Source organism: Cupriavidus sp. 291-E7 (assembly GCF_057798835.1).
The window spans coordinates 202370-228270 of the sequence record NZ_JBYOJV010000009.1 but is presented as its reverse complement, the minus strand read 5'-3'; the positions used below and the strand labels follow the sequence as shown (position 1 = coordinate 228270).

Below are 25901 nucleotides of genomic sequence, written 5' to 3'. Positions count from 1 at the left end.
AAAACAAAGGAGACGTGCATGACGCAACCACAACGCCTGGGGCAGGGCTACCACTGGCAGGACATCCGTGAGGGACAGGTTTTCGAGACCTTCCGCCGTACGGTCACCGAGACCGATCTGGTCAACTTCATTTCGGTGACGGGCATGCTCGAAGCCATCTTCATCGAAGAGGGTTACGCGGGCGGTGCCATCAAGGGCCGTCCGGTGCCGGCGGCGCTGACATATGCGCTGATCGAGGGTTTCATCCTGCAGACGATGATCCAGGGCACGGGCCTGGCCATGCTGGAGTTGACGCAAAAGATCCACGGGCCGGTGCTGGTCGGTGACACGATCCACGCGCGCATCACCGTGACCGGCATTCGTCCCACGTCCAAGAGCGGACGGGCCGTGGTCGATTCGTCGATCGAGGTGTTCAACCAGCGCCACGAACAGGTCATGACGTACACCGCGCGGCGGCTGCTGGCCGGGCGCGATGCCTGACTGCCGGTAGCGGCGATCAAGGCGCCTGCCCCTGCGAAGCTGTGACAAAAGGGCAGGCAGGACACGGTTTTTACCGGAGGAGACAAAGATGCCAACACAGAGCAGATATGCCAGGCATTGCTTCAATGTTCCGTCGCGCCGCAAATGGCTGTTGGCGCTGATGGGGTGCGCATTGGCCGTGACGGCGCTGCCGCGCCCCGCGCAGGCCGCTGCATATCCCGACAGGCCAATCCGCCTGGTCGTGCCTTTCCCGCCCGGCGGACCTACCGATCTCGTGTCGCGGGTCATCGCCAGGAAGATGTCCGATGAACTCGGGCAGCAGGTACTGGTGGATAACCGTCCCGGTGCCAATGGCAATATCGGCAACGAGATCGTCGCCAAGGCGCCGGCCGATGGCTACACGGTGCTGTACAACACGTCGTCGATCGCGCTCAGCCAGGCTCTATACAAGAAGCTGCCGTACGACGTGAAGCGGGATCTGCTGCCGGTGGCTATGACCGCGAACGTGCCGCTGGTGCTGGAAGTCAATGCACAGGTGCCGGCCAACACCGTGCCCGAGTTCGTCGCCTGGCTCAAGTCGCATCCCGGCAAGATGACGTACGGGTCGGCCGGCAACGGCAACGTCACGCATCTGGCGGCGTTTCTGTTCCTGCAGGCCAATGGACTGGACGCGGTACACGCGCCCTACAAAGGCAGCGCGCCGGCCCTGACCGATCTGGCCAGCGGACAGGTGCAGTTCATGACCGACACGATCAATTCCTCGCTGCCGTTCATCCGCGACAAGCGCATGAAGGCGCTGGCCGTGACCAGTGCCGCGCGCAATGCGCAGTTGCCTGATGTGCCGACGCTGGCGGAGTCCGGCATGCAGGGATTCGAGGTCGGGGCGTGGCAGGGCATGATGGTGCCCGCCAGGACGTCCCCGGACATCGTGCGGCGGCTCAATGCGGCCGCGCTCAAGGCGCTGGCGTCGCCCGACGTGCGTGCCAGTCTTGCCGCGCAGGGTGCCGAAGCACGAGGCTCCAGCCCCGACGCCTATGCAAAGTACATGGCGCAGGAAATCGACCGCTGGCAGAAAGTGGTCAAGGACTCGGGCGTGACCCTGGATTGATCGAAGGAGTCGACATTGCATTCGCTGTTTGGCACGTTCACACTGACCGCGCTGCCGGCTGAGGCGGCCGCATTCCGGCAGCAGGTCAAGGCTTTCCTGCGGCAGCATTTGCCGGCGTCGCCGCCGGACGTCCGGGCGCGCTCGTGGATGGGGTTCGATGCGGACTTCAGTCGCGCGCTGGCACGGCGCGGATGGGTCGGCATCACACTGCCCGCCCAGTATGGCGGGGCAGGACTCGATGCGTTCTCGCGCTTTGTGCTGGTGGAAGAACTGCTGGCGTGCGGCGCGCCTGTGTCGGCACACTGGATTGCGGACCGCCAGAGCGGGCCGCTGATCCTGCGCTATGGCAGTGATTCCCAGCGGGCCTTCTATTTGCCGCGCATCTGTGGCGGCGAGGCGTTTTTCTGCATCGGTATGAGCGAACCCAACTCCGGGTCGGACCTGGCCAGCGTTGCCACGCGCGCGGTGCCGCTGCCGGACGGCGGATGGCGGCTCAATGGCCGCAAGATCTGGACGACCAATGCCGACCGCTGTCATTTCATGCTCGCTTTGGTGCGCACGTCGGGCGAGGCCGGTGACCGGCAGAAGGGGTTGTCGCAGGTCATCGTCGATCTTTCGCTGCCGGGCGTAACGGTGCGTCCGATTCGTGATCTAGCGGGCGATGCGCATTTTTCGGAAGTCAGCTTCGACGATGTGCACTTGCCGGCGGACGCGCTGGTCGGGCAAGAAGGCGCCGGCTGGGAGCAGGTCAACGCGGAGCTGGCGTTCGAGCGCAGCGGTCCGGAACGGCTGTATTCGAGCGTGGTACTGCTCGATGCATGGACCTCGGCCCTGCGCGACTTGCCGGCGGCGCGGCGCGATACCGCGACGGTCGGCCGGATCATCGGCCGCCTTGCGGCATTGCGTGCCATGTCGCTGGCGGTAACGGCCAGGCTGGCCGCCGGAGATAGCCCGCTGGTGGAGGCGGCGCTGGTCAAGGATCTTGGAACGGAACTGGAACAGTCCATTGGCGCGCTTGCGGAAGCGGCGTTGGGTGATGCCCCGGAGCTTGCGTGCAATGCTGACCTGTACCGCACGGCGGCCTATGTCAGTCAGATATCGCCAACCTATTCGCTGCGCGGCGGCACGCGCGAGATCCTGCGCGGAATGATCGCGCGCGGTCTGGGCTTGCGCTGAAGCGCCGATACGCCGAATCGCTGAACGGAGACAGGGCATGGAGAACATCTACGCGGATGCGCTGGAAGCAGTGCTGCGTGACCACTGCACACCCGCCGTGGTGCGCAATATCGAAGCCGGTGCCGATCCGTCGGCACTCTGGGCGCGGCTCGACGCCAGCGGCTTCGCGGATAGCCTGCTGCCGGACGCGGGTCTGTGCCTGCGAGACCTGTTGCCGATGCTGATGGTGACCGGCCGCTACGCGGTGCCGCTACCGCTTGCGCAGACGATATTCGCGCGCGCGCTGCTGCAGGCCGTGGGAGCGGAAGTACCGAGCGGCCCCATCGCATTGGCCGATTTCGACGGGCAGGCGCGAACGCTCGTGGCCGATGGGGCGGCGGCCGGCTGGTTCCTGGCACAGAACGCGGACAAGGGGTGGCTGGTGCGCCGGGATGCCGCCGATGTGTCGCCGACCGGCGTCCACGGTGATCTCGCGGTCAGCATCGCATGCGCGCCGGGCGCGACATTCGCGTTGCCGTCCGGCACGCTGCGCACGATCGGCGCCGCCCTGCATGCGGCACAAATGTCCGGCGCGATGATGCGGGTCTTCGACATGACGCTCCAGTACGCCAACGACCGCGTCCAGTTCGGACGCACGATTGGCAAGTTCCAGGCGATCCAGCATCAGATCAGCGTCATGGCGGAGCAAGTCGCGCTGGTGCGCATGGCCGCGCAGATCGCGTTTGCCGGGGAAGGTACTCAGCCGCACCGCATGCACGCCGCCATTGCCAAGCTCAATGCGAGCGAGGCGGTGACGCCGGTCACGTCGATTGCCCATGCCGTGCATGGTGCGATTGGCATCACCGAGGAGTATGACCTGCAGTGCCTGACGCGCCGGCTGCATGCCTGGCGCGTGGCCGACGGATCGGAGCGGTACTGGGCGCGGGAGATCGGCCAGACGGCGTGCGACGCCAATGCCGGCGCGGTGGACGTCATTCGCGTGTGGAGCGGCGAAGCGGCGTAAGGGGGTAAGGGAGTAAGGGAGTAAGCGTCGGCAGGCGATGTAAGCGCGACGTGAGCGCGCTATGGACGCCCCCGTCAGTGCGCCGTCATTTCCACGCGGCACTGCATGTCTGGCTTGCCGGGCAATCCCAGTTGGGCGTCCGGACCCTTGTCCCAAAACACCGCCTCGCCGTCTTTCAGGGTGGCGGCGTAGCGCGCGCCGGATGCAGCGGGGGTTTGCCGCAGCACCAGTTGCTGGTCCAGCCAGCGCAGATAGGCGTAGCCCGGCTCGGTCTGCACGAAGGTGCCGGCGATGACGGCATCGACGCCCGGGCAGCGGATATTGAACGGACCGCGACTGATACCGCGATCGTCCTGCGTGCGCGCGCCGGCATAACCGTGGCGCAGATCGTAGATACGGCGCAGGTAGGTGGTAGTGGTGCAGGCTTGCGCGTCATCGGTCTTGGCGCAGTCGTTGCGACCCTTGATCCAGCCGCGCTGCTCAGCAAGCAGTGTTTTCTTCTGTGGCGTGGGCAGCGAGCGCGCATCGAGCGCCAGGCCATACAGGCGCGTCGTTTCACGATCCAGGCGGGCCAGCGTGGCGTCCTTGCAGACCAGTTGCTCGATCTGTTCCTCGGTCTTTTTGCAGTCAAAGCTCGGCGTGGGCTGAGCGGATAGTGCGGGTGCGGCCATGCCGAGCGCGGCGGATGTGGCAATCAGGAAGGCGAGGCATCTTGGCATGGCAGGAACTCCTGCGGGCCGGCTCAGCCCGCGTTGCGATCGATCACGACGAAATGCTTGCGCACGGTTTCGATGACTTCGAAGACGCCCTCGAAGCCCGCGGGGATCACGCAGGCATCGCCGGGGCCGAACTCCCGTGCATCACCAGTATGGCTGGTGATGCGCAGCCGGCCGCTGATCACGTGGAAAAACTCTTCCTTGCCGGCCGGGAATGCAATCCGCCAGGCGCCCGGTTCGCAAGCCCAGATGCCGCAGTCGAAATCGCCCTGCGCCGCGCTGTAGTGCGTCCAGGTGGTGCGATCGGGGTTGCCGGTCACCAGCCGGTCAGGCCGGGGACGGTCGTGGGCCGGGACAGGCTCGGCGCGGAAATCGGTCAGCGAAAGAGTGGACGGGGGCAGCATGATGGGGGACCGGCAAGGATGCGGGCAGGGCGTAAAGCTGTAAGTGTAGCCGTCCAACCTGTCTGGCTCAGGCTTTGCCGGACCCGGTAGTTCGGCCGTGGCACCGCCGGCGGGATATCGGTACAACGTCCGGCGCCGGTGCCTTTAGTGCTGAAAGCGCCGCAGGGGACCGGCGAGGCGGACTGATCAAGGGAGTACGTCAGTGCCAGCCCCCGCTGGCGGTTGGCGCATCGGCGTCCGCGCTGCCTTGGCGCGCAGGAACGCAATCAGCGTCGTGACCGCGCGCGTCTGGTAGCGGGCGGGCATGTACAACAGGTACATGGTGGTGCGCAGAAACGCCAGGTCTTGCGGCGGCAGCGGCAATTGCAGCAATGTGCCGTCCGCGAGGTCGCGGTCGACCATGTAGTGGGGCACCAGGCCAACGCCCAGGCCTTGCAGGATGGCATCACGCAGAAAGAAGAAGTTTGCCGACATCAGCCGTGGCCGGATATGCGGCGCCCCGCCGGCCACGCCCGCGCGTCCGGCCGCATGCAGCTTCTGGCCGGTCAATTCCGATGTGATCAGCGGCAGGTCCGCAAACTGGTCGAGCGTGTGCGGCATGCCGTGCTCCTTCACGAGTCGGGGTGTGCCGCAGGCTACGTATTCGACATCGCCCAGACTGTGGGCCACGGCATTGGTGGGTGTTTCTGCCATCACACGGATGGAGAAGTCCACGGCGCCCTTGATCAGGTCCTCGATGTCGTTGTCGAAGATGACGTTGAGGGTGATGGCCGGATAGGCCGTCATGAACTCGATGAACCACGCGGACATCGTGTGCTGGCCGAATCCGCTCGGCACGCTCAGCCGGACCGTGCCGCTGAGCCGCTTACCCAGGCTCTGCACCGACTCCTGCGCGGCCATCAGTTCGTGACGGATCGCCTTGCCATGTTCATAGAGCTGCCAGCCCAGCTCCGTAGGCTCAAGCTGGCGCGTGCTGCGCCGGAGCAGCGATGCACCCAACTGACGTTCGAATTGGTTGAGCCGCTTGCTCACATTGGCGCGGCTCATGCCAAGGTGGCGGGCCGCCCGGCTCAGGTTTCCGGCGTCAATGATGTCCACCAGCAATGCCAGCGCATTCAGATCCATTGTCAACCTTTAGTACTCATATATGTTGAAGGCCGATTGCAATTGTCAAGCATTCGGAACATATGGACAATCTGCGCTGGTAAACAACAAAACCGGACCTCCCCCTGTAGGAACAGATCCGGACGCGGGGAGACGCAGCAAATGAATCAAGAGAACATGGCGCCGCCTCTGCCGTTGGCAGGGGTGCGGGTGCTGGACCTGTCGCGTGTGCTGGCAGGGCCGATGTGTGCAATGGCGCTGGCAGACCTGGGCGCGGACGTCATCAAGGTCGAACATCCGGCGCGCGGTGACGATACGCGCGACTGGGGCGTGCGGATTGGCACGCGCAATACGTCCTATTTCAACAGCGCCAACCGGAACAAGCGCTCCGTGACGCTGGACCTGCAGAGTGAAGCAGGCGTGGCGCTCGCGCGGCAGTTGGCCGCGCAATGCGACGTCGTCATCCAGAACTTCAAGGTGGGTGGTGCCGAGAAGCTTGGCTTGGGCTACGAACAGCTCGGCGCCGTCAATCCGCGCCTCGTCTATTGCTCGATTTCCGGCTATGCACGCTTCACGCCCGAGGCGGAGCGCCCCGGATACGATCTCGTGGTGCAGGGCGAGTCCGGCGTGATGGCAACCAACGGCGAAGCGGGGCAGGGCCCGCTGAAGTTTGGCGTGGCCGCCGTGGACATGTTCACGGGCATGTACGCTGCGCAGGCTATTCTTGCCGCGCTGTATGCGCGGCATGGCTCCGGACGCGGACGCCACGTGCAGATGGCGCTCTATGACTCAGGGCTGATGATCACGTCGTACTACGGCATGGAGGCGTTGCTGAAGGCCGGTGATCCGCCCAAGTTCGGCAATGCGCATCCGTCGATCGTGCCCTACGGTGTGTTCGAAGCCGCCGATGGCCCGCTTGTGATCACGGTCGGCAACAACGGACAGTTCCAACGTTTTTGCCGCGAGGTGATCGATCGGCCCGAGTGGGCCGACGACGCACGCTTTGCCACGAACACCGCGCGTTCGGCCAACCGCGAGGTGCTGCTTGCCGAAGTGCGTGAGGTGCTGCGGCGCTTCACGCGCGCCGATCTGCTGCGTCGGCTGACGGCCGCGCAAATCCCTTGCGGCGAGGTGCTGGGCATGTTGGACGCGCTGCAGTCGGCGCGCACCGCGCAGGCGGGTTTGCTCCATCGCTTCGAAGACAGCGAGGCTGGTTCCCAGGCCGTGCTGGCACCCCCATATGCGTTCGATGGCCAGCGGATGCCAGTGCGCATGCCGCCGCCGCACATGGGTCAGCACACGCACGAAGTCTTCAAGGAATTGCTGCAGATCGACGATAGCGCCCTTGACGACCTTCGCTCGAGCGGCGTGATCTGACGCACCGCGTGCCCCGGCAAGCCTGAATACTTCAAATACCCCAAGCATCCAATTATCGATACACAGGAGACATGACAATGACCAAGCTGCTACTGAACCGCCGTCAGGTATTGAAGGCCGGCGCCGCCGCTTCGCTGGCCGCCGTCGTGCCCGCCGCACTGGCAAAAACCGGTTGGCCCGACAAGTTCATCAAGATGGTGGTGGCATTCCCCGCGGGTGGACCGACGGACACCGCCGCGCGTATCGTCGCGCAGAAGCTGTCGGAGCGCCTTGGGCAGCAGGTCATCATCGAAAACAAGCCTGGCGCATCGGGGTCCATCGGTACGGCCTCGTTCATCAAGAGTCCAGCGGATGGCTACAACCTGTCCATGTTCGGTATGCCGGCCTTGCTGGCCCCGCTGATGTACAAAACGAACGCCTACGATGTGAAGAAGGATTTTCTGTCAGTGGCTACGGTGTACGTGTTGCCGATGGCCATCGTGATCAACCCTGCCGTGGTGCCCGGCGTCGATTCTCTGGCGGACCTGATCCGGTTCGCCAAAGCCAGCAAGACGCCGCTGAGCTACACCAGCTCGGGAACTGGCAGCTTCGGGCATCTGGCGATGGAGCAGCTCAAGGACCTTGGCAGCTTCGACATGCTGCACGTGCCGTACCGTGGCAGCGCGCCGGCCGTGGCAGACCTGTTGGGCGGCCAGGTGGGCATCATGTTCGCGGACGTGGTCGCGGCCTTGCCCCATATCCGCGCGGGCAAGCTCAAGGCCATCGCGCTGAGTTCCCCCAATGCACGGGTGCTGTTGCCAAATGTGAAGACCGTGTCGGAACAGGGCTTCCCGGGCTTCGACTTCGACTCGTGGGGTGGGCTGATCGCACCGCTCGACACGCCGCAATCCATCGTCGACCGTATCGCCAGCGAAACGCGCGACATCATCGGCAGGGACAAGGAACTGCAGCAGAAGCTCGTGAGCGCAGGTGCCATCGCATCGTTCCAGGACGGCAAGCAGATGCAGGCTCGCCTGAACAAGGACTACGACCGCTGGAGCGCCATCGTCAAGGCCAAGGGCATCAGCGCGACCTGACGCAAACGGTTTGCGCCGGGCCGCCCCGTATTCGCGGTATGCGATACGCGGGCGGCCCTCTATCGAATGGATCGAGCATACGCACGCCGGTATGGGCGAAATCTCGCACATTGCGCGTGACCACAGTCAGGCCGTGTATCAGCGCGGTTGCCGCGATCATCTTGTCGAGCGCATTCTCCGGGTGCGGCACACGCAGGTGGCCCCACAGTTCGACAATCCGCCATCGACCCCAAGAATGTGGTGAGCATAGCGGCGTTGCACAGCCAGCAGCCACTCATCCAGGGCATGGCATTGCTGGCGGTCGCCGCGAAAGCGCTTCATCTCCACGCCGCGCCGCAGCTCGCCCATCGTGACCACTGACACGAACAGCGGCTGGTCCTCCAATTCCGCATCTTCAAAAAATGCCAGCACGCCGGGGTCGGCGCGCCGCCCCTTGCGGCTTTCGCTGATGACATTGGTGTCGACGAGATACATGGGCCGTCTCCTCTGTCATTGAATCCGCGCGAAGTCCCGCTCGTCGGAAGCATCGCCAGGCGGAATCGCTCTCAGGAATGCCGCGAACGATGGCCGGCGCGCGGGCTTTGACCTTTTGGCGCGGGACGGCGTGCCGGTGGCGGATGGGCCGGCCTTATCGCTTTCGTCGTGCTTGGCCGAGAAGGATTTGTCGTTGCGTTTCATGATGGGCCTCCGTGATGAATGAAAAGGTGAGGCGCCATCCTGCATGCAAGAAGGCCTTAGAAACGTGTCCGGATGTGCCTGACGAAGAATTGTTGATCCAACACAAGTCACGTGGTGCGCCCGGAATGACAACCCAAAAAAGAAATACCCCGACGCGCGGGATCGCCGGGGTAGTAAGAGTTGCCAAGTCGTTTAGGGCCGTGTCGAATGACCCCGTGCCAAGTGTGACGTTGTCGGTCTAATGCGCCAATAACTCATGTGAGTTATTGGCGATTCAGAAACAATCGCAGCCGATTGTGGCGGAGCGTCATCAAATTCTGAACAAAGGAACGAGATTCCGAATGCTGCGCCGCAGGGCAAGCGCCGTCCATTGGCGCAGCGTGGCATCCCGCGCCAGCGGTTCATGCGCCGGTTTCCGGATGACCTGCCTTAGTGCGCCGCGCGGGATGCCAGGGATAACGTGCCAGTAGCGCGCTGACCACACCGTTGGTCCAGCCGAATCCGTCCTGCAGCGGGTATTCGCCGCCGCCGCCGCCTTCGGCACTGCCGGCGCGCCGCCGTTGCAGCCGGTATTTTTCCACGAGCTTGTATTCCGATGCGTAAAGGCTGGCCACGGTCTGGAGCCAGCGATGCGCGATGTCGTCCGCGAGCGCGTCAAAGCCATAGCGCCGCAGGCCCATCACGCCGATCCACTGCAGCGGTGCCCAGCCGTTGGGGCGGTCCCATTGTTCTCCGGAGTCGATCTCGGTGGTGGCAAGACCGCCTTCTTCGATCAGCCTGGCGGTTACCACGTCCGCCACCCGCGCCGCCTGTGCTGGTGTTGCCAGGCCCAGGAACAGGGGCATCAGCGTGGCGGCGCTCAGGTATGGCCGGATTTCGCCGCGATGCCAGTCGAAATCCGCAAAGGCACCAGTACGGTCATCCCACATGACCGATACGATGGCCTGACGCCGGCGGTCCGCGGCTTCGGCATAACGCGTGGCCGCGTTGCTGTCGCCAGTGCGTTCGCTCAATTCCGCCAGGCGGCACTCGGTGTGCCATAGAAGCGCGTTGAGGTCGACCGGCAGGATCGCCGTGGTGCGGATGGTTGCGAGGTCGCAGGTGGGTTGCTCACCCACGAGATCGGGGTCGCACCAGCGTGAACTGAAGTCCCAGCCTGACTCCGCCGCCGCGCGCAGATCGCGGAATACCAGATGAGCAGGGCGCCCGGCGCGCCGGGCCGTGGCCACATCTTCGAGATAGGCTTCCTCGCGCGGGTGAGCGCGATCGTCCCAGTAGCGGTTCAGCCACACACCGCCAGGCAGGCACACCAGGCGCCGATGGGCCTGACCCGGTGCCAGGTGGGCGGCGCCGTCCGTCCAGAACGCATATTCGCGGGCGAGTTGGGGCAAATAGCGCGTCGCCGCATCGATGCCCTGATCCTCGAACAGGTCCGTCATCAGCGCAAACACCGGCGGCTGCGACCGGCTCAGGTAGTACGACCGCGTGCCGTTCGGCACCAGCCCGTAGGTATCGAGCAGGTAGGCAAAGTTGTCCGCCATTGCGCGCAGCAGGTCTTCCCGCCCGCTAGCGGACAGGCCAAGCATCGTGAAATACGAGTCCCAGTAGTACAGCTCGCGGAAGCGCCCGCCTGGTACCACATACGGTTGAGGCAGCGGCAGCAGGGAGCAGAGCGGCGGGTGCTCGGCGGGCGCGCGCGTCAGCACGGGCCAAAGACCGTCGATATGCTCGCGCAGGGAGTTGTCCGGATTGGATTCGTAGTGGTCGTCGGGAACCGTCTCCCGTGCGAAATTGGCGCGCACAAAGGCTTCGAGCGAAAAGCCCGCGGTGTCGCGCTGCTCGCGGTAGCAGGCGAGGATGGTTTCGGGTGCGTCAAGTGGAATGCAATCCGGAAACGTCTTGCTGTCCGCGAACATGCCGCTGGCCTGCACGTCAACGAACAGCTCGGCATACCGCTCCGCCGGCGATACGGCGTCAGCCGCCGCGCATCCCGGCAAGGTGCACGGCGCCGGGATGGGCAGGTGGGTAATCGAGGGCGCGTGCGCATGGCAGTGCGAAGGCCGCGATGCGGCATCAGTCCGCGCATGGGCCCGCGCGCCCGGGTGCGGTTCGGCATCGGCCAGGGCGGGCGTGGTGCGCGGGGGTACATGCGGCATGCCGTCGTCGGACGGGACGTCACTGTTCCGCATAGTTCCAGAGGAGCCCGCCGTCGATGACGAGCGTGGCAGCTGTGATGTAGTCCGCGTCGGCGCTGGCCAGGTAGGCCACCAGGCCGGCCACTTCGTCGGGCTGGCCGAGCCGCCCGAGCGGAATATTGGACAGAAGCGCCTGCAGGCCGGCGCGGTCGGCCATCAGCTTGCGGTTGATCGGCGTCTGGATCGCGCCGGGTGCGATGTTGTTGACGGTGATGCCGGCAGGTGCCAGTTCGATCGCCAGATTGCGCATCATCATGCGCAGGCCGCCTTTGCTGGCGCAGTAGCTCGTGAAATGCGGGAATGGCAGGTCTTCGTGAACGGAGCTGATGTTGATGACCTTGCCGCCGAGCTTGCGCGCGAGCCGATGCTTGACGAACCGTTGTGTCAGGAAGAACGGCCCTTTGAGATTCGTGTCGAGCACGCGGTCGTAGTCGGCCTCCGTGACTTCCGCGAACGGCGCACGCACTTCAACGCCTGCGTTGTTGACGAGGATATCCAGGCTGCCGAAGGGGGCCACCGCAGCGACGGCCTGATCGACGATGGCGAAAGCCTGCGCCACGTCGCCGATATCGCCGGCCACCACATGGGCAACGCGCCCGGCGGCGCGCACCCCGTTGGCGGTGTCTTCGGCTTCGGCATCGTGGCTGTGCACTGCAACAACGATGTCCGCGCCTTCGCGGGCCAGACGCAATGCGATGGCCCTGCCGATGCCGCCGGCGCCGCCCGTGACCAGTGCTGTCCTGCCTTGCAGCTGCATGGTGGAACCTCCTTCGGTGTCACCGTCAGTGCCGCGCACGGTGCGCGAAGTTCAAATGTACTTCGACCCTGCCAGATGTCACGTACCGACGCTGTCAGCGCAATCGGAAACGCCTGTCGGCCAGGTGCTCAATCGTGGGTGGCGGGGTGCGGCGCCGCGGCGTCCGGTGAGGGCAGTCCAAGCCGGTCCAGTACGCTGGCGGCGGCCTGCGCGACGGTGCCGGCGTGCGCCGGCATGATCAGATGGGCGATCTCCCGATAGAGTGGATCGCGCTCGCAGAACAGCGCTTCAAGCTGCGCGCGGGGGCTTTCCACCTGCAGCAGCGGACGGTTGCGATTGCGCCGCACGCGCCGCCACAGTTCCAGCAGCGTGGCGTCGAGGTAGATGACATGGCCGCGCGTGCGCAGCATTTCGCGGTTCTCGGGGCGCAGCACGATGCCGCCGCCAGTGGCCAGCACGATGCCGCTGCGCCGTGTCAGTTCGTCGAGAACGCGCGTTTCGCGGCGGCGGAATCCTTCCTCGCCTTCCAGCTCGAAGATCGTCGTGATGCGTACCCCGCAACGCGATTCGATCTCGTGGTCGGTGTCGAAGAACGGGCGCCCCAGCTGACGCGCGACGGTTCGTCCGATCGTCGTCTTACCGGCGCCCATGAAGCCGATGAAGAAGAGGTTGCCTGAGCCAGGGGGATGGTCCACGTATGTGCGCCGCAGCGTGCCGTGCTGTTCTGCGCAACGGTAGCACGTAATGACGTTTTCGCCATAGCACGCTGCGGTATCCAGCCCGTGCGGTCCTAATGGCCGGAGATCGTTTTCCCGGCCGGCTCTGCATCGTTCGGCGTGCCAGCCCCGCCGGAGCGCTGTTTTAAGGGCTGGCGGCATGTTTGGCTCGGCGTCGAAAAATTCGGCGCCGGCCGATGCAAGTTACGAAATGTGCGCGGCGGCGATCAGCCTTGCCGGTCGGCCGCGGCACGGCGGATGGTCTCGGCAAAGGCTTCGGCAACCGGCTCCAGCGTGCGGTCGCTACGGCGCAGCAGGCCGATCGGTTCCTCGGTCCCCTGCGTGTCGATGGGCAGCAGCACCATCTCTCCGGCGGCCACTGCGCGGCGCGTGGCCGATAGTGGCGCCGCCCACACGCTGTCGCCCTGTTGCGTGAGCAGGCGGCCAAGGTAGGCGTCGGCGGTTTCCAGGCAGCCTTCGGGCAGGACGAATCCGTGCCGCGCCAGCAGGCTTTCGGTGCTGTGCCGGGGGATCGACCCGACGGCTGGTACCACCATCGGCCAGGCCAGCACGTCGCGCATGGTTGGCCGGGCCTGATCCGCCAGCGGGTGGCCGGCGCGCACGGCCAGCACCAGCGGCTCGGCCGCCAGCGATTCGAACCACAGGCCTTCCATCGCCGCCGGGTCGTCCATGCGGCCGATCACCACGTCGAGCACGTCGGCCTTGAGCAGGTCGATCAACGTGCGGTTCATGCCGCTCTGCACGGCCAGGCCCACCTCGGGATGGCCGGCGCGGAACTGGGCAACGGCGTCCAGAAGCAGCGCTGGCACGATGCTCGGCAACGCCCCCACGCGAATGCGCTCGTGGCGCGGCGCATCGCTGCCGGCCACGCTGTCGGCGGCGGCATCGATGTCTTCGAGCACGCGCAGCGCATGGCGCAGGAAGCGCATGCCGGCGGCGGTCAGGTCGGTGCCGGCGCGCTGCCGCACGAGCAGCCGGGTGCCCACGAGTTCTTCGAGTTCGGTCAGGGTCTTGGACACGGCCGGCTGGGTCAGGCCAAGCTGCTCGCCCGCCCGGCCCAGATGCTGGGTCTGGGCCACGGCCACGAAGCAATGCAGATGCCGTAGCCGGATGCGGCTACGGAAGGCGTCGACCGACGGGGGCGGGGGGGGCGATGGTTGCATAATAAAAATTCATCGTAATTGCGGAAAAACTCAATTTACATGACTTCTGACGTTGCATACAGTCGACCCCATCGATTCACACAACAACGGAGACAGCGCGATGCCCCCTCGCTCCGATCGCCCAGCCCAGTACCGTCGTCCGTACTGGGACACCCAGCCCGAATACCGCTACGACCCGTATGCCTCGACGCAACTGCGCTCGCCGGCCCAGCCGCTGATCGCGCTGCCGCAATCGCTGTCTGAGGTCACCGGGCCGACCTTCGGCCCCGAGTTCGTCCGTGAGGGCGACAATGACCTGACCGTCGGAAATGGCGGCGAGCCGATTGGCGAGCGCATCCTGGTCACCGGCCGCGTGCTCGACGAAAACGGCCGCCCGGTGCCCAACGCGCTGATCGAGGTCTGGCAGGCCAACGCCGCGGGCCGCTACACGCACAAGCGCGATCAGCACGATGCGCCGCTGGACCCGCATTTTTCGGGCGAAGGCCGCACCATCACCGACGCGAACGGCCACTACCAGTTCAAGACGATCAAGCCCGGTGCCTATCCCTGGCGCAACCACCACAACGCCTGGCGGCCGCAGCACATCCACTTCTCGCTGTTCGGCAATGCCTATGCCACGCGGCTGGTGACGCAGATGTACTTCCCTGGCGATCCGCTGCTGGCGTACGACCCGATCTTCCAGTGCGTGCCCGACGAGAAGGCGCGCAACCGCCTGATCGCCACGTTCGATTGGGAAACCACGGCTCCCGAGTACGCGCTCGGCTACCGTTTCGATATCGTGCTGCGCGGCCGCGATGCCACGCCGATGGAGTAAGGCCATGCTGTACGCCACCGCATCCCAGACCGTAGGTCCGTACCTGCATATCGGCCTGACCGGCCTGAACTGCGCCGACCTGACGGCCGACGCACCTGACCTGGCCGCCCAGCGCATCGTGATCGAAGGCCGCGTCATCGATGGCCGCGGCGAACCCGTGCCCGATGGCATGGTCGAGATCTGGCAGGCCAACCCGGCCGGGCGCTATCGCCACGCGGACGACACGCGCGAGCTGCCGCTGGTAGCGGGCTTCACCGGCTTTGGCCGCGTGCCGACCGAGGCCGACGGCTCGTTCCGTTTCACCACGGTCATGCCGGGCGCCGTGCCCGATGGCGACGGGCGTCCGCAGGCGCCGCACATCATGGTGTCGGTGTTCATGCGCGGCCTGGTCAAGCACGTGGCCACGCGCATGTACTTTCCGGAAGAGACTGCCGCGAATGGTGCCGATGCCGTGCTGTCGCTGGTGCCGGCGGATCGGCGCGCCACGCTGGTTGCGCAGTCCGACGGACCGGGCCGCTATCGCTGGGACATCGTGATCCAGGGTCCGGGCGAAACGGTGTTCTTCGACATCTGAACGCACCGTAAGCCCCACGCGCGGCGCCGGCTCAACACCGGCGCCGCGTTTTGCATCACAATCGGCGCATCGTCCTTCGGCAATCTGCTGGCGCCTCACTGAGCGGTTCGCCCCCAACCGACCATGCCTACGTTTTCTCGCCTGACCGATCCGATGTTCGGCAGTCCTGCCGTGCTCGACATTTTTTCCGACACCGGCACGGTGCGGCGCATGCTCGATGTGGAAGCCGCGCTCGCACGCGCCGAGGCCCACTTCGGCGTGATTCCCGAAGCGGCCGCCGCCGTCATCGGACAGGTGTGCGCGGACGACGTCATCGATCTCGACGCACTTGCGCAAGCCGCCGTTTCGGCGGGCAATCTGGCGATTCCATTCGTGAAGCAGTTGACCGCGGCCGTGACGCAGCGTGATGCCGAAGCCGGCCGCTACGTGCATTGGGGCGCGACGAGCCAGGACATCATCGACACTGCGCTGGTGCTTCAACTGTCGGATGCCCTGCGCGATATCGATGCAGCGCTGTTGCGGCTTGGCGATGCATGCGCGGCGCTGGCCAGCACGCATCGCGCCACGCCGATGGTGGCGCGCACATGGCTGCAGCACGCACTGCCCACCACGTTCGGATTGAAGGCGGCCGGCTGGCTCGACGCATTGCGCAGGGATCTGTCACGACTGGACCTCGCGCGCGAGCATGCCCGCGTGCTGCAGTTTGGCGGTGCGGCCGGCACGCTCGCAAGCCTGGGCGACGATGCTCCGGCCGTTGCCAGCCAGCTTGCGAAGGTCCTGCAACTAGATCTGCCTGTGCTGCCCTGGCACGCTCACCGCGACCGCATGGTGGAAGTAGCCACCACGCTTGGCATGTTGACCGGCACGCTGGGCAAGATGGCGCGCGATATCTCGCTGCTGATGCAGACCGAAGTGGCCGAGGTGGCGGAACCTTCGGGTCCGGGTCGGGGCGGCTCCAGCACGATGCCGCACAAGCGCAACCCCGTGGGCTGCGCGGCGGTGTTGACCGCCGCCGTGCGTGTGCCGCCGCTGGTGGCCACGATGCTCGCGGGCATGACCCAGGAACACGAACGCGCCCTCGGTGGCTGGCAGGCCGAATGGGACGCGTTGCCGCAGATCGTGGCAATGGCCGCCAGTGCGCTGCGGAACATGGGTGACATCGTGGCGGGCCTGCAGGTCGATGCGGCGCGCATGCGTGCGAATCTGGACATCACACACGGCCTGATCCTCGGCGAGGCCGCGATGCTCGAACTTGGCCGACGCATCGGCAGGCTGCCCGCCCATCATCTGGTCGAGCAAGCCTCGCGCCGCGCCGTGGCCGATGGCACGACATTGCGCCAGGCGCTGGAGCGCACGCTGGCCGAAGACCCTTCGCACCAGGGGCTACTCGATGAAGCCACACTCGATCGGCTCAGCGATCCCGCGCAATACGCGGGCCAATCCACAAGCTTTACCGATGCCGCCGTGACTGTCTGGCGGCAGACGCGCGAGCAACGAAACACCGACTGACTGGAGACGACCTTGCCTTACCTCGATCACGCCGGCGCCCGGCTGTTCTATACCGTCGATGGCCCCGAAGCGGCGCCCGTCATCATCTTCTCGAACTCGATGGGTACCGACCACACGATGTGGAAGCCGCAGGCCGATGCGCTGGCCGGCCGCTTTCGCGTGGTACGGCACGACATGCGCGGGCACGGACGCTCGTCGACCGACGGCACGCAGGCCACGGTCGATGTGCTCGGCCGCGACGTGCTGGCGATACTCGATGCGCTGCAGGTGGAGCAGGCCGTGTTCTGCGGCCTGTCGATCGGCGGACTGATCGGCCAGTGGCTGGCCGCGAACGCGCCTGAGCGCTTTTCGAAGGTCATCGTGGCAAACACGGCGCCAAAGATTGGCACGGCGGAGTCGTGGTCCACGCGCATCGACGGTGTGCTGCGCGATGGGATGACTCCGCTGGTGGAAGCCTCGCTGGGGCGCTGGTTCACGGAGGCGTTTCGCAATACGGCGGGGCAGGCGCTCGATGATCTGCGCGCGGTATTGCAGGGGCTGGACCCGCGTGGGTATGCGCTGGGCTGCACCGCGCTGCGCGACGCCGATCTGCGCGAGGCGGTAAAGACCATCCGAGTGCCGGTGCTGGTCATCGCCGGAAGCGATGATCCGTCGACCACTGCCGCAGAGGGTCGGGCGCTCGCCGATGCGATTCCCGATGCGCGCTATGTGGAATTGCCCGCCGCGCATCTTTCCAATCGTGAGCAGCCTGGCCGCTTTACGGCGGCGTTACTCGATTTCATTCAAGGCCGGCTGCCGGTGACGGACGATCATGCGCGTTATGAAGCGGGTTTGTCGGTGCGCCGCGCGGTGCTGGGTAGCGCCCACGTCGACCGCTCGCTGCAAAAGCTGACGCCGCTGAACGAGGAATTCCAGAACCTGATTACTCGCTATGCCTGGGGTGAGATCTGGACGCGCGAAGGGCTGCCGCGCCATACGCGAAGCCTGATCACCATCGCCATGATGGTGGCGCTCAACCGTTCGGAAGAACTGAAGCTGCATCTGCGTGCGGCGGCCAACAACGGCGTGACGCGCGACGAGATCAAGGAAGTGCTGCTGCAGACCGCGATTTATTGCGGCGTGCCTGCGGCCAACTCGGCGTTCCACATGGCCGAGGAAGTCTTTGCGGAGATCGACAAGGCGCGCGTTTAGTGACGATGCGCTTTCGCAGTGGGGGAGCGCATCGTCAGCCGCCGTTCGGCTCCCCTCTCCCGCAGCGCGGGAGAGGGGTTGGGGGAGAGGGCATCGAGGTTCAAATTGCGACTTGTCTCGACTTGAACCGCCGGCCCTCTCCCCCGCCCCTCTCCCGCACGCGGGAGAGGGGAGAACACAGTCAGGCAGTCAACAGCCGAGCGGAAGAACAATCGCGTCAATGACTTCGTACCGCTCGCCGTCAGCCGACGTTTGACTCCCCTCTCCCGCAGCGCGGGAGAGGGGTTGGGGGAGAGGGCGCTGAGGTTCAAATTGCGACTTGTCTCGACTCGAACCGCCGGCCCTCTCCCCCGCCCCTCTCCCGCACGCGGGAGAGGGGAGAACACAGTCAGGCAGTCAACAGCCGAGCCGCACAACATCCAAATCCCTGGTCTATCGATCCAATGCAGATTGAACTGCGCGACCCAAGACCCTGGGCACTTGCAGCAATAACTACTGCTCTTGTTTCGCAAACGCCGGCAGGCGCGCCCGCCCCGATTCGCGGAACGCGGTGGGCGTCTGACCCGCCAGCCGTGCGAAGAAGCGCGAGAAATATCCCGCATCGGAAAACCCCAGCGTCATGGCGATCTGCTTGATATCGAGGTCGCTGAACAACAGGTCGCGCTGGGCTTCCGCAATGACCCTCGCGTGGATCAGTTGCAACGCACTTTGTCCCGCGAGCTGCCGGCAGATGCGGTTGAGCTGGGTTGGCGTCACGCCGACGGTGTCCGCGTAATACGTGATTTCCTTCTGTTCCCGATAGTCCGTTTCCAGCAACTGCTGGAACTGCTGGAAGTGGCGCACCGGCCGGCTGCTGGCGCGCGCCGTGGTGGGTGCCGATGCCTCGGCAACCCGCGCAATACCCACCAGAACAAGCGTGAGCAGCGCCGACAATGCGGCGCCTCGCCACGGCGAGACCGAATCCATTTCCTTCCTGAACATGGCCAGCGCGCCCGCCAACGCATGGCCGCTTGCGATGCGTTCGTGACGCGGATGTTCGAACAACGGCAGCGTGCCGGGCACGCCGGCCAGCAGTGTGCGCAGATAGCTGTCCGTCATCGTCACGATGATGCCGTCCACGTCGGGTGCGAACACAAAGCCGTGCACGTGATGGGGCGGCACGCAGATCATCGACCCACTCGCCAGCCGCTCGCGCTTGCCGTCGAGCAGCGCCTCGCCGCTGCCGCGATGGATGTACAGAATTTGAAGGAAGCGTTCATGCCGATGCGGCTTGATCTCCCAAGCGTAGAGCTGGCTGCGCGACGCGATCGATTCGAAATGAAGCTGATCCAGTAACGGCTCGGAGGAATTGACGCCGTACAGCGAATAGGTGGGAACGGTTTTCATGGGGGCGTACTACGCAAAACCGGCAATGTTCGGATTTTCACGTTCTTGGTTCGATCTGTCCATTCCGGCAACGCGCGCGAAGCTCTATCTTTGAGCCCAACAACGACATTCCAAATCAGGAGACACGCCATGCCCCCCAATGGCTCCCCGCTTTCCCGTTCCACACGTGTTGCCATCGTCGGCGCAGGCCCTGCCGGGTTGCTGCTCGGCCAACTGCTGACCGTTGCGGGCATCGACAACATCATCATCGAACAACGCAGCCCCGAATACGTGCTGGGCCGCATTCGCGCGGGCATCCTGGAATGCGTGACCGTGGAAGCGCTCAAGCGTGCCGGTGTGGATTCCCGCCTGCGCGAGGAGGGTCTGGTGCACCGCGGCATTGAACTGTCTTTCGGCGGCGCACGGCACCGTATCGACTTTCATGCACTGATCGGCCGCGATGTCACGGTCTATGGGCAGACCGAGGTCACGCGCGATCTGATGGCCGCGCGCGCGGCCGCCGGCGTGCCGACCATCTACGACGCCGAAGATGTCTCGCTGCATGATTTCGACGGCAGCCGTCCCAGCGTGCGCTATCGCAAGGATGGCGTCGAGCACGAGGTGCGCTGCGACTTCATTGCCGGCTGCGATGGATTTCACGGTGTAAGCCGCGCCAGCGTGCCAGACAGGTCCAGGCAGATCTTTGAGCGGGTGTATCCGTTCGGCTGGCTGGGCATTCTTTCGGAAACCCCGCCGGTGGCCGACGAACTGATCTATGCCAGCCACGCACGCGGATTTGCGCTGTGCAGCATGCGGTCGAAGACACGCAGCCGCTACTACGTGCAGGTGCCATCGACCGAAAAGCCGGAGGCGTGGTCCGACGCGCGCTTCTGGGACGAACTGCGCGGCCGGCTCGATACAGAGGCGGCGGAATCGCTGGTCACGGGCCCAAGCATCGAAAAGAGCATTGCGCCGCTGCGCAGCTTTGTCTGCGAGCCGATGCGCTTCGGCAAGCTGTTCCTGGCCGGCGATGCCGCGCATATCGTGCCGCCAACCGGCGCCAAGGGTCTCAACCTTGCCGCCAGCGACGTGCTGTACCTGGCCGACGGACTGATCGAGCATTACCAGCAAGGCGATTCGCGGGAGCTGGACCGGTACTCCGAAAAATGCCTGCGCAGGGTATGGAAGGCCGAGCGCTTCTCGTGGTGGATGACGTCGCTGCTGCACCGCTTTCCGGACGCCGACGACTTCGCGCACCGGATCCAGCAAGCCGAACTCGACTATCTGGTCAGTTCGGAAGCGGCCTGCCGATCATTGGCGGAGAACTACGTGGGGCTGCCGCGCTAGGCGCCGATCGACCGCGCCATATCCATATAAAATGGATATGGATATAACGGTTGGCATATATTTTACGTGGCATCACCCCGGTGATACCGTCTCGCTCCAGCATGCCGGCACAAGTACCGGATGCATTGGAGGAGACGAATAATGACATCTGGATCGAATAGCCGCGCATGGCGGCTGGCCGCTGCATTTTCCGCGGCATTGCTGGTGGCGGCCTGCGGCGGTGGCGGCGACGATGCGCCGGGCGCGTCCAACGGAAGCGCCGGCAGCGGCGGGCAGGGTGGTGACGTGGGCAATGCCCCGGCCACGCCGTCGCTCAGTGCGCTGGACGCATGCAACGCGCTGAACGGCGTCAGTCTGCCGGCGTCGAGCCTGGCCCTGCCAACCAGCGGTGCCACTGTCAGCAAGACGACGCTGATCGCCGCCAATGCCACGGGTAACACGCTCGGAGAGTACTGTCAGGTGCGCGGTGCGATTGCGCCGGTCGATGCGTCGGCACCGAGCATCAATTTCGCCGTGAACCTGCCCACGCAGTGGAACGGCAAGGGCATCCAGTTTGGCGGCGGCGGCTTCGACGGCACGCTGATCGATGGCACGGAGACCGTGCGTTTTGCGCTGCCCGACGATCCCGCACCGCTGTCGCGCGGCTATGCCACGTGGGGTGATGACTCGGGCCACCAGAGCACCAGCATTACCGATGGCCGCTTTGCCACCAACGATGAGTCGCTGACCAACTATGGCGGCGACACGCTCAAGAAGACCCATGACGTCGCCATCGCGCTGATTACGCAGCGCTATGGCAAGGCACCTGTGCGCGCGTACTTCCTTGGCACGTCGACGGGAGGCCGCGATGCATTGAGCTATATCCAGCGCTGGCCAGCCGACTACAACGGCGTGATCGCCAACGAGCCAGCGCTCAACTACACGGGCACGCGGCTGTCGAACGTCGCGGTGGGCCGGGCGCTGTACCTGAACGGTGGCGCGGGCTGGCTCAACATCAACAAGACGCTGATGGTGCAGAAAGCCGCGATGGATGCATGCGACACGCTCGATGGCGTGGCCGACAAGGTCGTAAGCAATGTGGAAGGGTGCCGCGTGGGCGCCATGCAGGTATTGGCGAGCCTGCGGTGCGCGGGCGGTACCGATACGGGGGACACATGCCTGTCCGACGCGCAGATCGCCACGGTCAAGACCATCGAGCAGCCGCTGCAACTCAGCTATCCGCTGGCCAATGGCTTAACGGTTGCCGGCGGCTACAACCTCATGGAAGGTGCGCTGGTGGCGGGACCGTTTACGACGCGAGACCTCGGTACGCGGGCGGTGCCTGGCAATCCGGCCACCACTGCCGATGCGAACATGTACGTGACGGGCGACCAGTGGGTGAAGTTCTTCGTCACCCGTAATGCAACCTTCGATGCGCTGACCTTCGATCCCGCCGCCCCTGGTAGCTGGACATCGCGCGTGCAGACGGTGTCGGCGTTGACCGACGCCACGAATCCGGACCTGTCGGCGTTCCTCGGCAAGGGCGGCCGCCTGATCATGCTGCACGGCCTGGCCGACGAGGTCATCAGCCCGAATTCGACCATCGCGTGGTACAAGGCCGTCATTTCGCGCGTGGGTCAGTCCGCCGTGGATCAAGGCATCCGCTTCTACACGGTCCCCGGCATGGGTCATGGCACGGGCAGCTTCCTGCCCGCGTGGAATTCGCTGACGGCGCTTGAAAACTGGGTCGAGATGGGTGTGGCCCCCGGCACGCGCGAGGTGATGGATACCAATGCCGGCACCTATGGCCGCACGCGGCCACTGTGCCAGTATCCGTCGTGGCCGAAGTACAAGGGTACCGGCAGCGCCGATGCGGCGGTCAACTACACCTGCGAGGGCGCGTCGGGCATCGTGCAGTCCTGTCTGAACCTGCCGTCGGTCGCCACCACGTGGAAGGGCGGCAATACCAATGGCGAGGAATTGTCGGTACGCATCGATCCGGCGACGTTGAAATACACGGTGACGATCGACGCGAGCGCGCAGCGCGCACCCACCACCGCGTGGACGGGCCAGCTCGTGGCGCAGGGCGGTTGTACCTATGCCAGCGACGAGAACGGCGCGCAATTCACGTTGACCGGCGGCGGCGTCCTGGCCGGCGGTACCAGGCCCGTGTCGGGTGGCAGCTTCCTGCCGCTGGTGGCGTTCCAGAACGTATCGGCCGACTACAAGCAGGTGGCGGACATCTATAACGTCAATGGCATCCAGACCGCCGTGGCCGATGGCTCCGTTACCGTTCGCACCGGTTCGGCTCGCCTGCGCTCGTCGGCGGCAACGTGGCAGACGTGCGCGGCTAGCGCGAGCGGCGGCTTTATCGTCTACGACGCCGCTTGCACGAACACCACCAAGGGTTACATCGTGTGGAATGCCGCGCGCAATGCGTTTGACTACTTCGTGGGTGGCACCATCGCGGCAGGCGATGGCGTGCTCAGCGGTTCGCTGATCAGTGGCATGGTCAACGGTTCGCCGGTGCCTGTGATCCTGACCCGCTCGGCCACGGCCTATGGCATGAATATCTACGCGCAGCAGTCCGCGGCCGGGCTGTCCGCCGGCGCGGCGGATGGAGCGTATCGCGTGATGGCCACCGATGGCGCGCAGGTGAATGCCGATCTGAACGGCACGAGCATCGTGCGCAATGGTGCATCGGGAACGCTGACCTACAACACGCCGGTACCGGGCGTGATCGGCGCAACGGGCGGCGTGGTGGCTTCGTACCTCTACAACAGCGGCCTGGTGATCGGCACCGCGGCGGGTCGCTTCGAGGTTGGCTTGCTGCACTGACGTCCGGTCTGCTGCACGGGATCGCCCCGGTATTCGCGGGGATGGGGCGATCCCGCTGGCGGCTATGCGTCCTCGTGCCCCTTCTTGCGATGCCTTGCCGCGATCCGGTGCGTCAGCGCAACCAGCGCCGCCAGCGCGGCGTCATCCTGCCCCTCGCGGTATCCCAGCGTCAACGGCGCGCGCAGACGATCTGCTTCCACCATCCTGCAGTAGGCCACGCCGTGGCGGTTCAATCCCGCCATCGATGCAGGCACCACGCTGACACCCGCCCCGGCCGCCACAAGGTTGAGGTTGGTCAGCATGCGTTCCACTTCCGCCCCGATGCGCGGTGTAAAGCCGAGCGCTTCGCATTCGCGCAGCAGGTCGCCGTACATGCCGGGCGCGCCCGGGCGCCGTACCAGGATGAATGGATCGGATGCCAGTTCCTTGAGCGATACCGGCGCGCCAGCAGGCTGCGCACGCATCGCGCGGCGCCGCAGCAGCGCGTGATCGAGCGGCAGCGCAATCACCATTTCCTCTTCGAGCAGCAGGTCGAAGCGCACGCCCTCGGGATGTTGCACCGGGGCGCGCAGCAGCGCCGCGTTCAGCGTGCCATCGGCCAGCCGTTCGATGGCTTCCGCTGCATTGCATTCGGTCAGGGACAGTGCCACGCGCGGAAACTGGCGGCGGCATGCGCGCAGCACCTCGGGCGTGAGCTTGTGTGCCGCCGCGGAACTGGTAAAGCCGATGGCCAGTGACCCTTCGTCGCCGCGCGCCATGCGCTGCATGCGGGTGCGCATCTGCTCGATGCGGGCAAACAGGTCAACGGCATCGGCATGCAGCGCCACACCCGCGGGTGTCAGCGCCACGCCACGCGGCTGGCGCTCGAACAGGGTCACGCCGAGTTCGGTCTCAAGCGCCTTGAGTTGCTGGGAGAGTGGCGGCTGCTGGATGCCAAGCTGTCCGGCCGCGCGTGTGACGGAACCGGACTCGGCCACGGCCAGGAAGTAACGCAGGTGTCTCAACTCCATCGATCTATATCCATTACATATGGAATTCTTGAAATGCATATATTTTACGTGGCGCCCGCGCGGCCGTAGTATTGGCGTTTCGCCCGATATGCTCGGGGCGCCAAGACACCAAGAGGAGACTTTTCATGGGCCGCATTCCCCGCTATATGCCAGTTGCCCTGCTTGCCGTGGCAGGCATGGCCGTATTGGCCGGTTGCGCCAGCCAGTCTGGCCAGGCGCCGGGGGTGGCTGCCAAACCGCAATGGCAGCGCGTGCATCTTGGCGCCGGTGCCGGGTATGACTTCCCGGTGTACGCCAACCACGCGCTCGGCGGCGACCTGCGCAATATCCGCGAGGTCGTGTTCGTCCAGCACGGTTTGCAGCGCAATGGCGACGACTACTACGCGGCTGGCGCGGAGCTGCTCAAGGCGAGTGGCCGCAATCCCGACGAGGTGCTGCTGGTGGCGCCGAACTTCCCCGGTACGCCGGATGCGGCCAAGCACTTCGACAACATGCCGGTGTGGACGGTGCAGGGCTGGATTGGCGGCGAGGATGCGGTGTCCGGTCCGGGCGCCGGGGTCAGTTCGCTGCGGGTGCTTGACGATCTGCTTGCGTACGTCACGAACAAGCAGCGCCTGCCAATGGTCCGCAAGGTCACGGTGGCCGGCCATTCGGGCGGCGCGCAGATCGTGCACCGTTACGCGGTGCTCAACAACGTGGACGAGAAGGTGCGGGCATCCGGCATCGACTTGCGCTACGTGGTGGCCAATCCTTCGTCCTACCTGTACTTCACGCCCGATCGCCCGGTTGCGCCGGACTATCGCCGCTTTGCCCCGTACAGCACGGCGGTTTGCGCGGACTATGACAAGTACCGCTACGGCATGCGCGACATGGTGGCCTATGCGAAGGACGCGGACGGTATGACGCTGTATCGGCGCTACATGCAGCGCCAGGTAACGTACATGGTGGGCAGCGAGGACAACGATCCGAATCATCGCGTTCTGGACAAGGCCTGCGGTGCGGAGGCGGAAGGCCCCACGCGCCTGCAGCGCGCGCGCGCCTACTGGCGCTATGAGCAGACGCTGGCCAGCCCCGGCCAGGCCAGTGCGCATCGATCGTCGGAGGTCGTGGGCGTCGGGCACGACCAGGCACGCATGTTCGGTTCGCAGTGCGGGGCGCAGGCGGTCTTCGGCATGGACCCCGCCGCCAATGCAAAGGGTGCCGCCTGCCGCGCACCGCAGCCCTGACCGACGGCGCATCGCTCCAGACGGGTTTGTCCGGGCGGCGGACGCTGGCTGGCGGTGCTACGATGCGCGCAGTC

At 65.4% G+C, this 25901-nt stretch carries 24 protein-coding genes; 13 read left to right on the top strand and 11 right to left on the bottom strand.

Annotated features, from left to right (window positions below):
* The first annotated feature begins 18 nt into the window (after positions 1–18).
* The 4 genes from AC3FLX_RS17805 (at position 19) to AC3FLX_RS17790 (ending at position 3767) form a co-directional block, all read left to right on the top strand.
* Entirely contained in the window at positions 19–480 is a 462-nt protein-coding gene (locus tag AC3FLX_RS17805; RefSeq protein WP_488698627.1) for a MaoC family dehydratase, read from the top strand.
* Positions 481–568: 88 nt separating this feature from the next.
* A complete protein-coding gene (locus tag AC3FLX_RS17800) occupies positions 569–1588 on the top strand; it encodes a Bug family tripartite tricarboxylate transporter substrate binding protein (RefSeq protein WP_488698626.1) in 1020 nt (339 codons plus the stop codon).
* Positions 1589–1603: 15 nt separating this feature from the next.
* Entirely contained in the window at positions 1604–2764 is a 1161-nt protein-coding gene (locus AC3FLX_RS17795) for an acyl-CoA dehydrogenase family protein (protein ID WP_488698625.1), read from the top strand.
* 37 nt (positions 2765–2801) lie between these two features.
* Positions 2802–3767, top strand: coding sequence for an acyl-CoA dehydrogenase family protein (locus tag AC3FLX_RS17790; protein WP_488698624.1), 966 nt, complete (start codon positions 2802–2804; stop codon positions 3765–3767).
* Between the two features lie 74 nt (positions 3768–3841).
* Here AC3FLX_RS17790 and AC3FLX_RS17785 read toward each other — a convergent pair whose 3' ends face one another.
* From AC3FLX_RS17785 to AC3FLX_RS17775, 3 genes are all read right to left on the bottom strand, one after another.
* Positions 3842–4486 carry an MliC family protein gene (locus tag AC3FLX_RS17785; protein WP_488698623.1) on the bottom strand — a complete coding sequence of 215 codons (645 nt, stop codon included), beginning with the start codon at positions 4484–4486 and terminating at the stop codon, positions 3842–3844.
* A gap of 23 nt (positions 4487–4509) precedes the next feature.
* Entirely contained in the window at positions 4510–4887 is a 378-nt protein-coding gene (locus AC3FLX_RS17780) for a cupin domain-containing protein (RefSeq protein ID WP_488698622.1), read from the bottom strand.
* 186 nt (positions 4888–5073) lie between these two features.
* Positions 5074–6012, bottom strand: coding sequence for a LysR family transcriptional regulator (locus AC3FLX_RS17775; protein ID WP_488698704.1), 939 nt, complete (start codon positions 6010–6012; stop codon positions 5074–5076).
* A gap of 141 nt (positions 6013–6153) precedes the next feature.
* Between AC3FLX_RS17775 and AC3FLX_RS17770 the strand changes: the two genes are divergently transcribed.
* Positions 6154–7368, top strand: a complete 1215-nt coding sequence (locus AC3FLX_RS17770; protein WP_488698621.1) for a CaiB/BaiF CoA transferase family protein — start codon at positions 6154–6156, stop codon at positions 7366–7368.
* Between the two features lie 77 nt (positions 7369–7445).
* Positions 7446–8444: a tripartite tricarboxylate transporter substrate binding protein gene (locus AC3FLX_RS17765; RefSeq protein ID WP_488698620.1), complete on the top strand. Its 999-nt coding sequence runs from the start codon at positions 7446–7448 to the stop codon at positions 8442–8444.
* A gap of 156 nt (positions 8445–8600) precedes the next feature.
* On the opposite strand, the gene AC3FLX_RS17760 is transcribed toward AC3FLX_RS17765, so the two are convergent.
* From AC3FLX_RS17760 to AC3FLX_RS17735, 6 genes are all read right to left on the bottom strand, one after another.
* On the bottom strand, positions 8601–8918 hold the full coding sequence (locus AC3FLX_RS17760) for a PIN domain-containing protein (protein ID WP_488698619.1): 318 nt from the start codon (positions 8916–8918) through the stop codon (positions 8601–8603).
* A gap of 15 nt (positions 8919–8933) precedes the next feature.
* A complete protein-coding gene (locus AC3FLX_RS17755; protein ID WP_488698618.1) occupies positions 8934–9122 on the bottom strand; it encodes a hypothetical protein in 189 nt (62 codons plus the stop codon).
* A 401-nt stretch (positions 9123–9523) separates the two neighbouring features.
* The gene (gene treF / locus AC3FLX_RS17750; protein WP_488698617.1) at positions 9524–11278 is read right to left on the bottom strand and encodes an alpha,alpha-trehalase TreF; all 1755 of its coding nucleotides are present in this window, start codon (positions 11276–11278) and stop codon (positions 9524–9526) included.
* 19 nt (positions 11279–11297) lie between these two features.
* Positions 11298–12074: an SDR family NAD(P)-dependent oxidoreductase gene (locus AC3FLX_RS17745; RefSeq protein WP_488698616.1), complete on the bottom strand. Its 777-nt coding sequence runs from the start codon at positions 12072–12074 to the stop codon at positions 11298–11300.
* Between the two features lie 128 nt (positions 12075–12202).
* Entirely contained in the window at positions 12203–12724 is a 522-nt protein-coding gene (locus AC3FLX_RS17740; RefSeq protein ID WP_488698703.1) for a shikimate kinase, read from the bottom strand.
* A 293-nt stretch (positions 12725–13017) separates the two neighbouring features.
* Positions 13018–13974 (bottom strand): LysR substrate-binding domain-containing protein, encoded by a 957-nt coding sequence (locus AC3FLX_RS17735; protein ID WP_488698615.1) that lies wholly within the window; start codon positions 13972–13974, stop codon positions 13018–13020.
* 100 nt (positions 13975–14074) lie between these two features.
* Between AC3FLX_RS17735 and pcaH the strand changes: the two genes are divergently transcribed.
* The 4 genes from pcaH to pcaDC all read left to right on the top strand — a co-directional run bounded on the left by pcaH (position 14075) and on the right by pcaDC (position 18062).
* Positions 14075–14788: a protocatechuate 3,4-dioxygenase subunit beta gene (gene pcaH / locus AC3FLX_RS17730; RefSeq protein WP_488698614.1), complete on the top strand. Its 714-nt coding sequence runs from the start codon at positions 14075–14077 to the stop codon at positions 14786–14788.
* Between the two features lie 4 nt (positions 14789–14792).
* Positions 14793–15362, top strand: a complete 570-nt coding sequence (gene pcaG, locus AC3FLX_RS17725) for a protocatechuate 3,4-dioxygenase subunit alpha (protein WP_488698613.1) — start codon at positions 14793–14795, stop codon at positions 15360–15362.
* Positions 15363–15485: 123 nt separating this feature from the next.
* Positions 15486–16871 (top strand): 3-carboxy-cis,cis-muconate cycloisomerase, encoded by a 1386-nt coding sequence (locus tag AC3FLX_RS17720; protein WP_488698612.1) that lies wholly within the window; start codon positions 15486–15488, stop codon positions 16869–16871.
* Positions 16872–16883: 12 nt separating this feature from the next.
* A complete protein-coding gene (gene pcaDC / locus AC3FLX_RS17715; protein WP_488698611.1) occupies positions 16884–18062 on the top strand; it encodes a bifunctional 3-oxoadipate enol-lactonase/4-carboxymuconolactone decarboxylase PcaDC in 1179 nt (392 codons plus the stop codon).
* Positions 18063–18554: 492 nt separating this feature from the next.
* On the opposite strand, the gene AC3FLX_RS17710 is transcribed toward pcaDC, so the two are convergent.
* On the bottom strand, positions 18555–19448 hold the full coding sequence (locus tag AC3FLX_RS17710) for a helix-turn-helix domain-containing protein (protein ID WP_488698610.1): 894 nt from the start codon (positions 19446–19448) through the stop codon (positions 18555–18557).
* A gap of 129 nt (positions 19449–19577) precedes the next feature.
* Between AC3FLX_RS17710 and pobA the strand changes: the two genes are divergently transcribed.
* The gene (pobA, locus tag AC3FLX_RS17705; RefSeq protein ID WP_488698609.1) at positions 19578–20774 is read left to right on the top strand and encodes a 4-hydroxybenzoate 3-monooxygenase; all 1197 of its coding nucleotides are present in this window, start codon (positions 19578–19580) and stop codon (positions 20772–20774) included.
* A 141-nt stretch (positions 20775–20915) separates the two neighbouring features.
* Positions 20916–23591, top strand: a complete 2676-nt coding sequence (locus AC3FLX_RS17700) for a tannase/feruloyl esterase family alpha/beta hydrolase (protein WP_488698608.1) — start codon at positions 20916–20918, stop codon at positions 23589–23591.
* A 62-nt stretch (positions 23592–23653) separates the two neighbouring features.
* Here AC3FLX_RS17700 and AC3FLX_RS17695 read toward each other — a convergent pair whose 3' ends face one another.
* Positions 23654–24601: a LysR family transcriptional regulator gene (locus tag AC3FLX_RS17695; RefSeq protein ID WP_488698607.1), complete on the bottom strand. Its 948-nt coding sequence runs from the start codon at positions 24599–24601 to the stop codon at positions 23654–23656.
* Between the two features lie 125 nt (positions 24602–24726).
* Between AC3FLX_RS17695 and AC3FLX_RS17690 the strand changes: the two genes are divergently transcribed.
* Positions 24727–25827, top strand: a complete 1101-nt coding sequence (locus tag AC3FLX_RS17690; protein WP_488698606.1) for an alpha/beta fold hydrolase — start codon at positions 24727–24729, stop codon at positions 25825–25827.
* Positions 25828–25901: the final 74 nt, after the last annotated feature.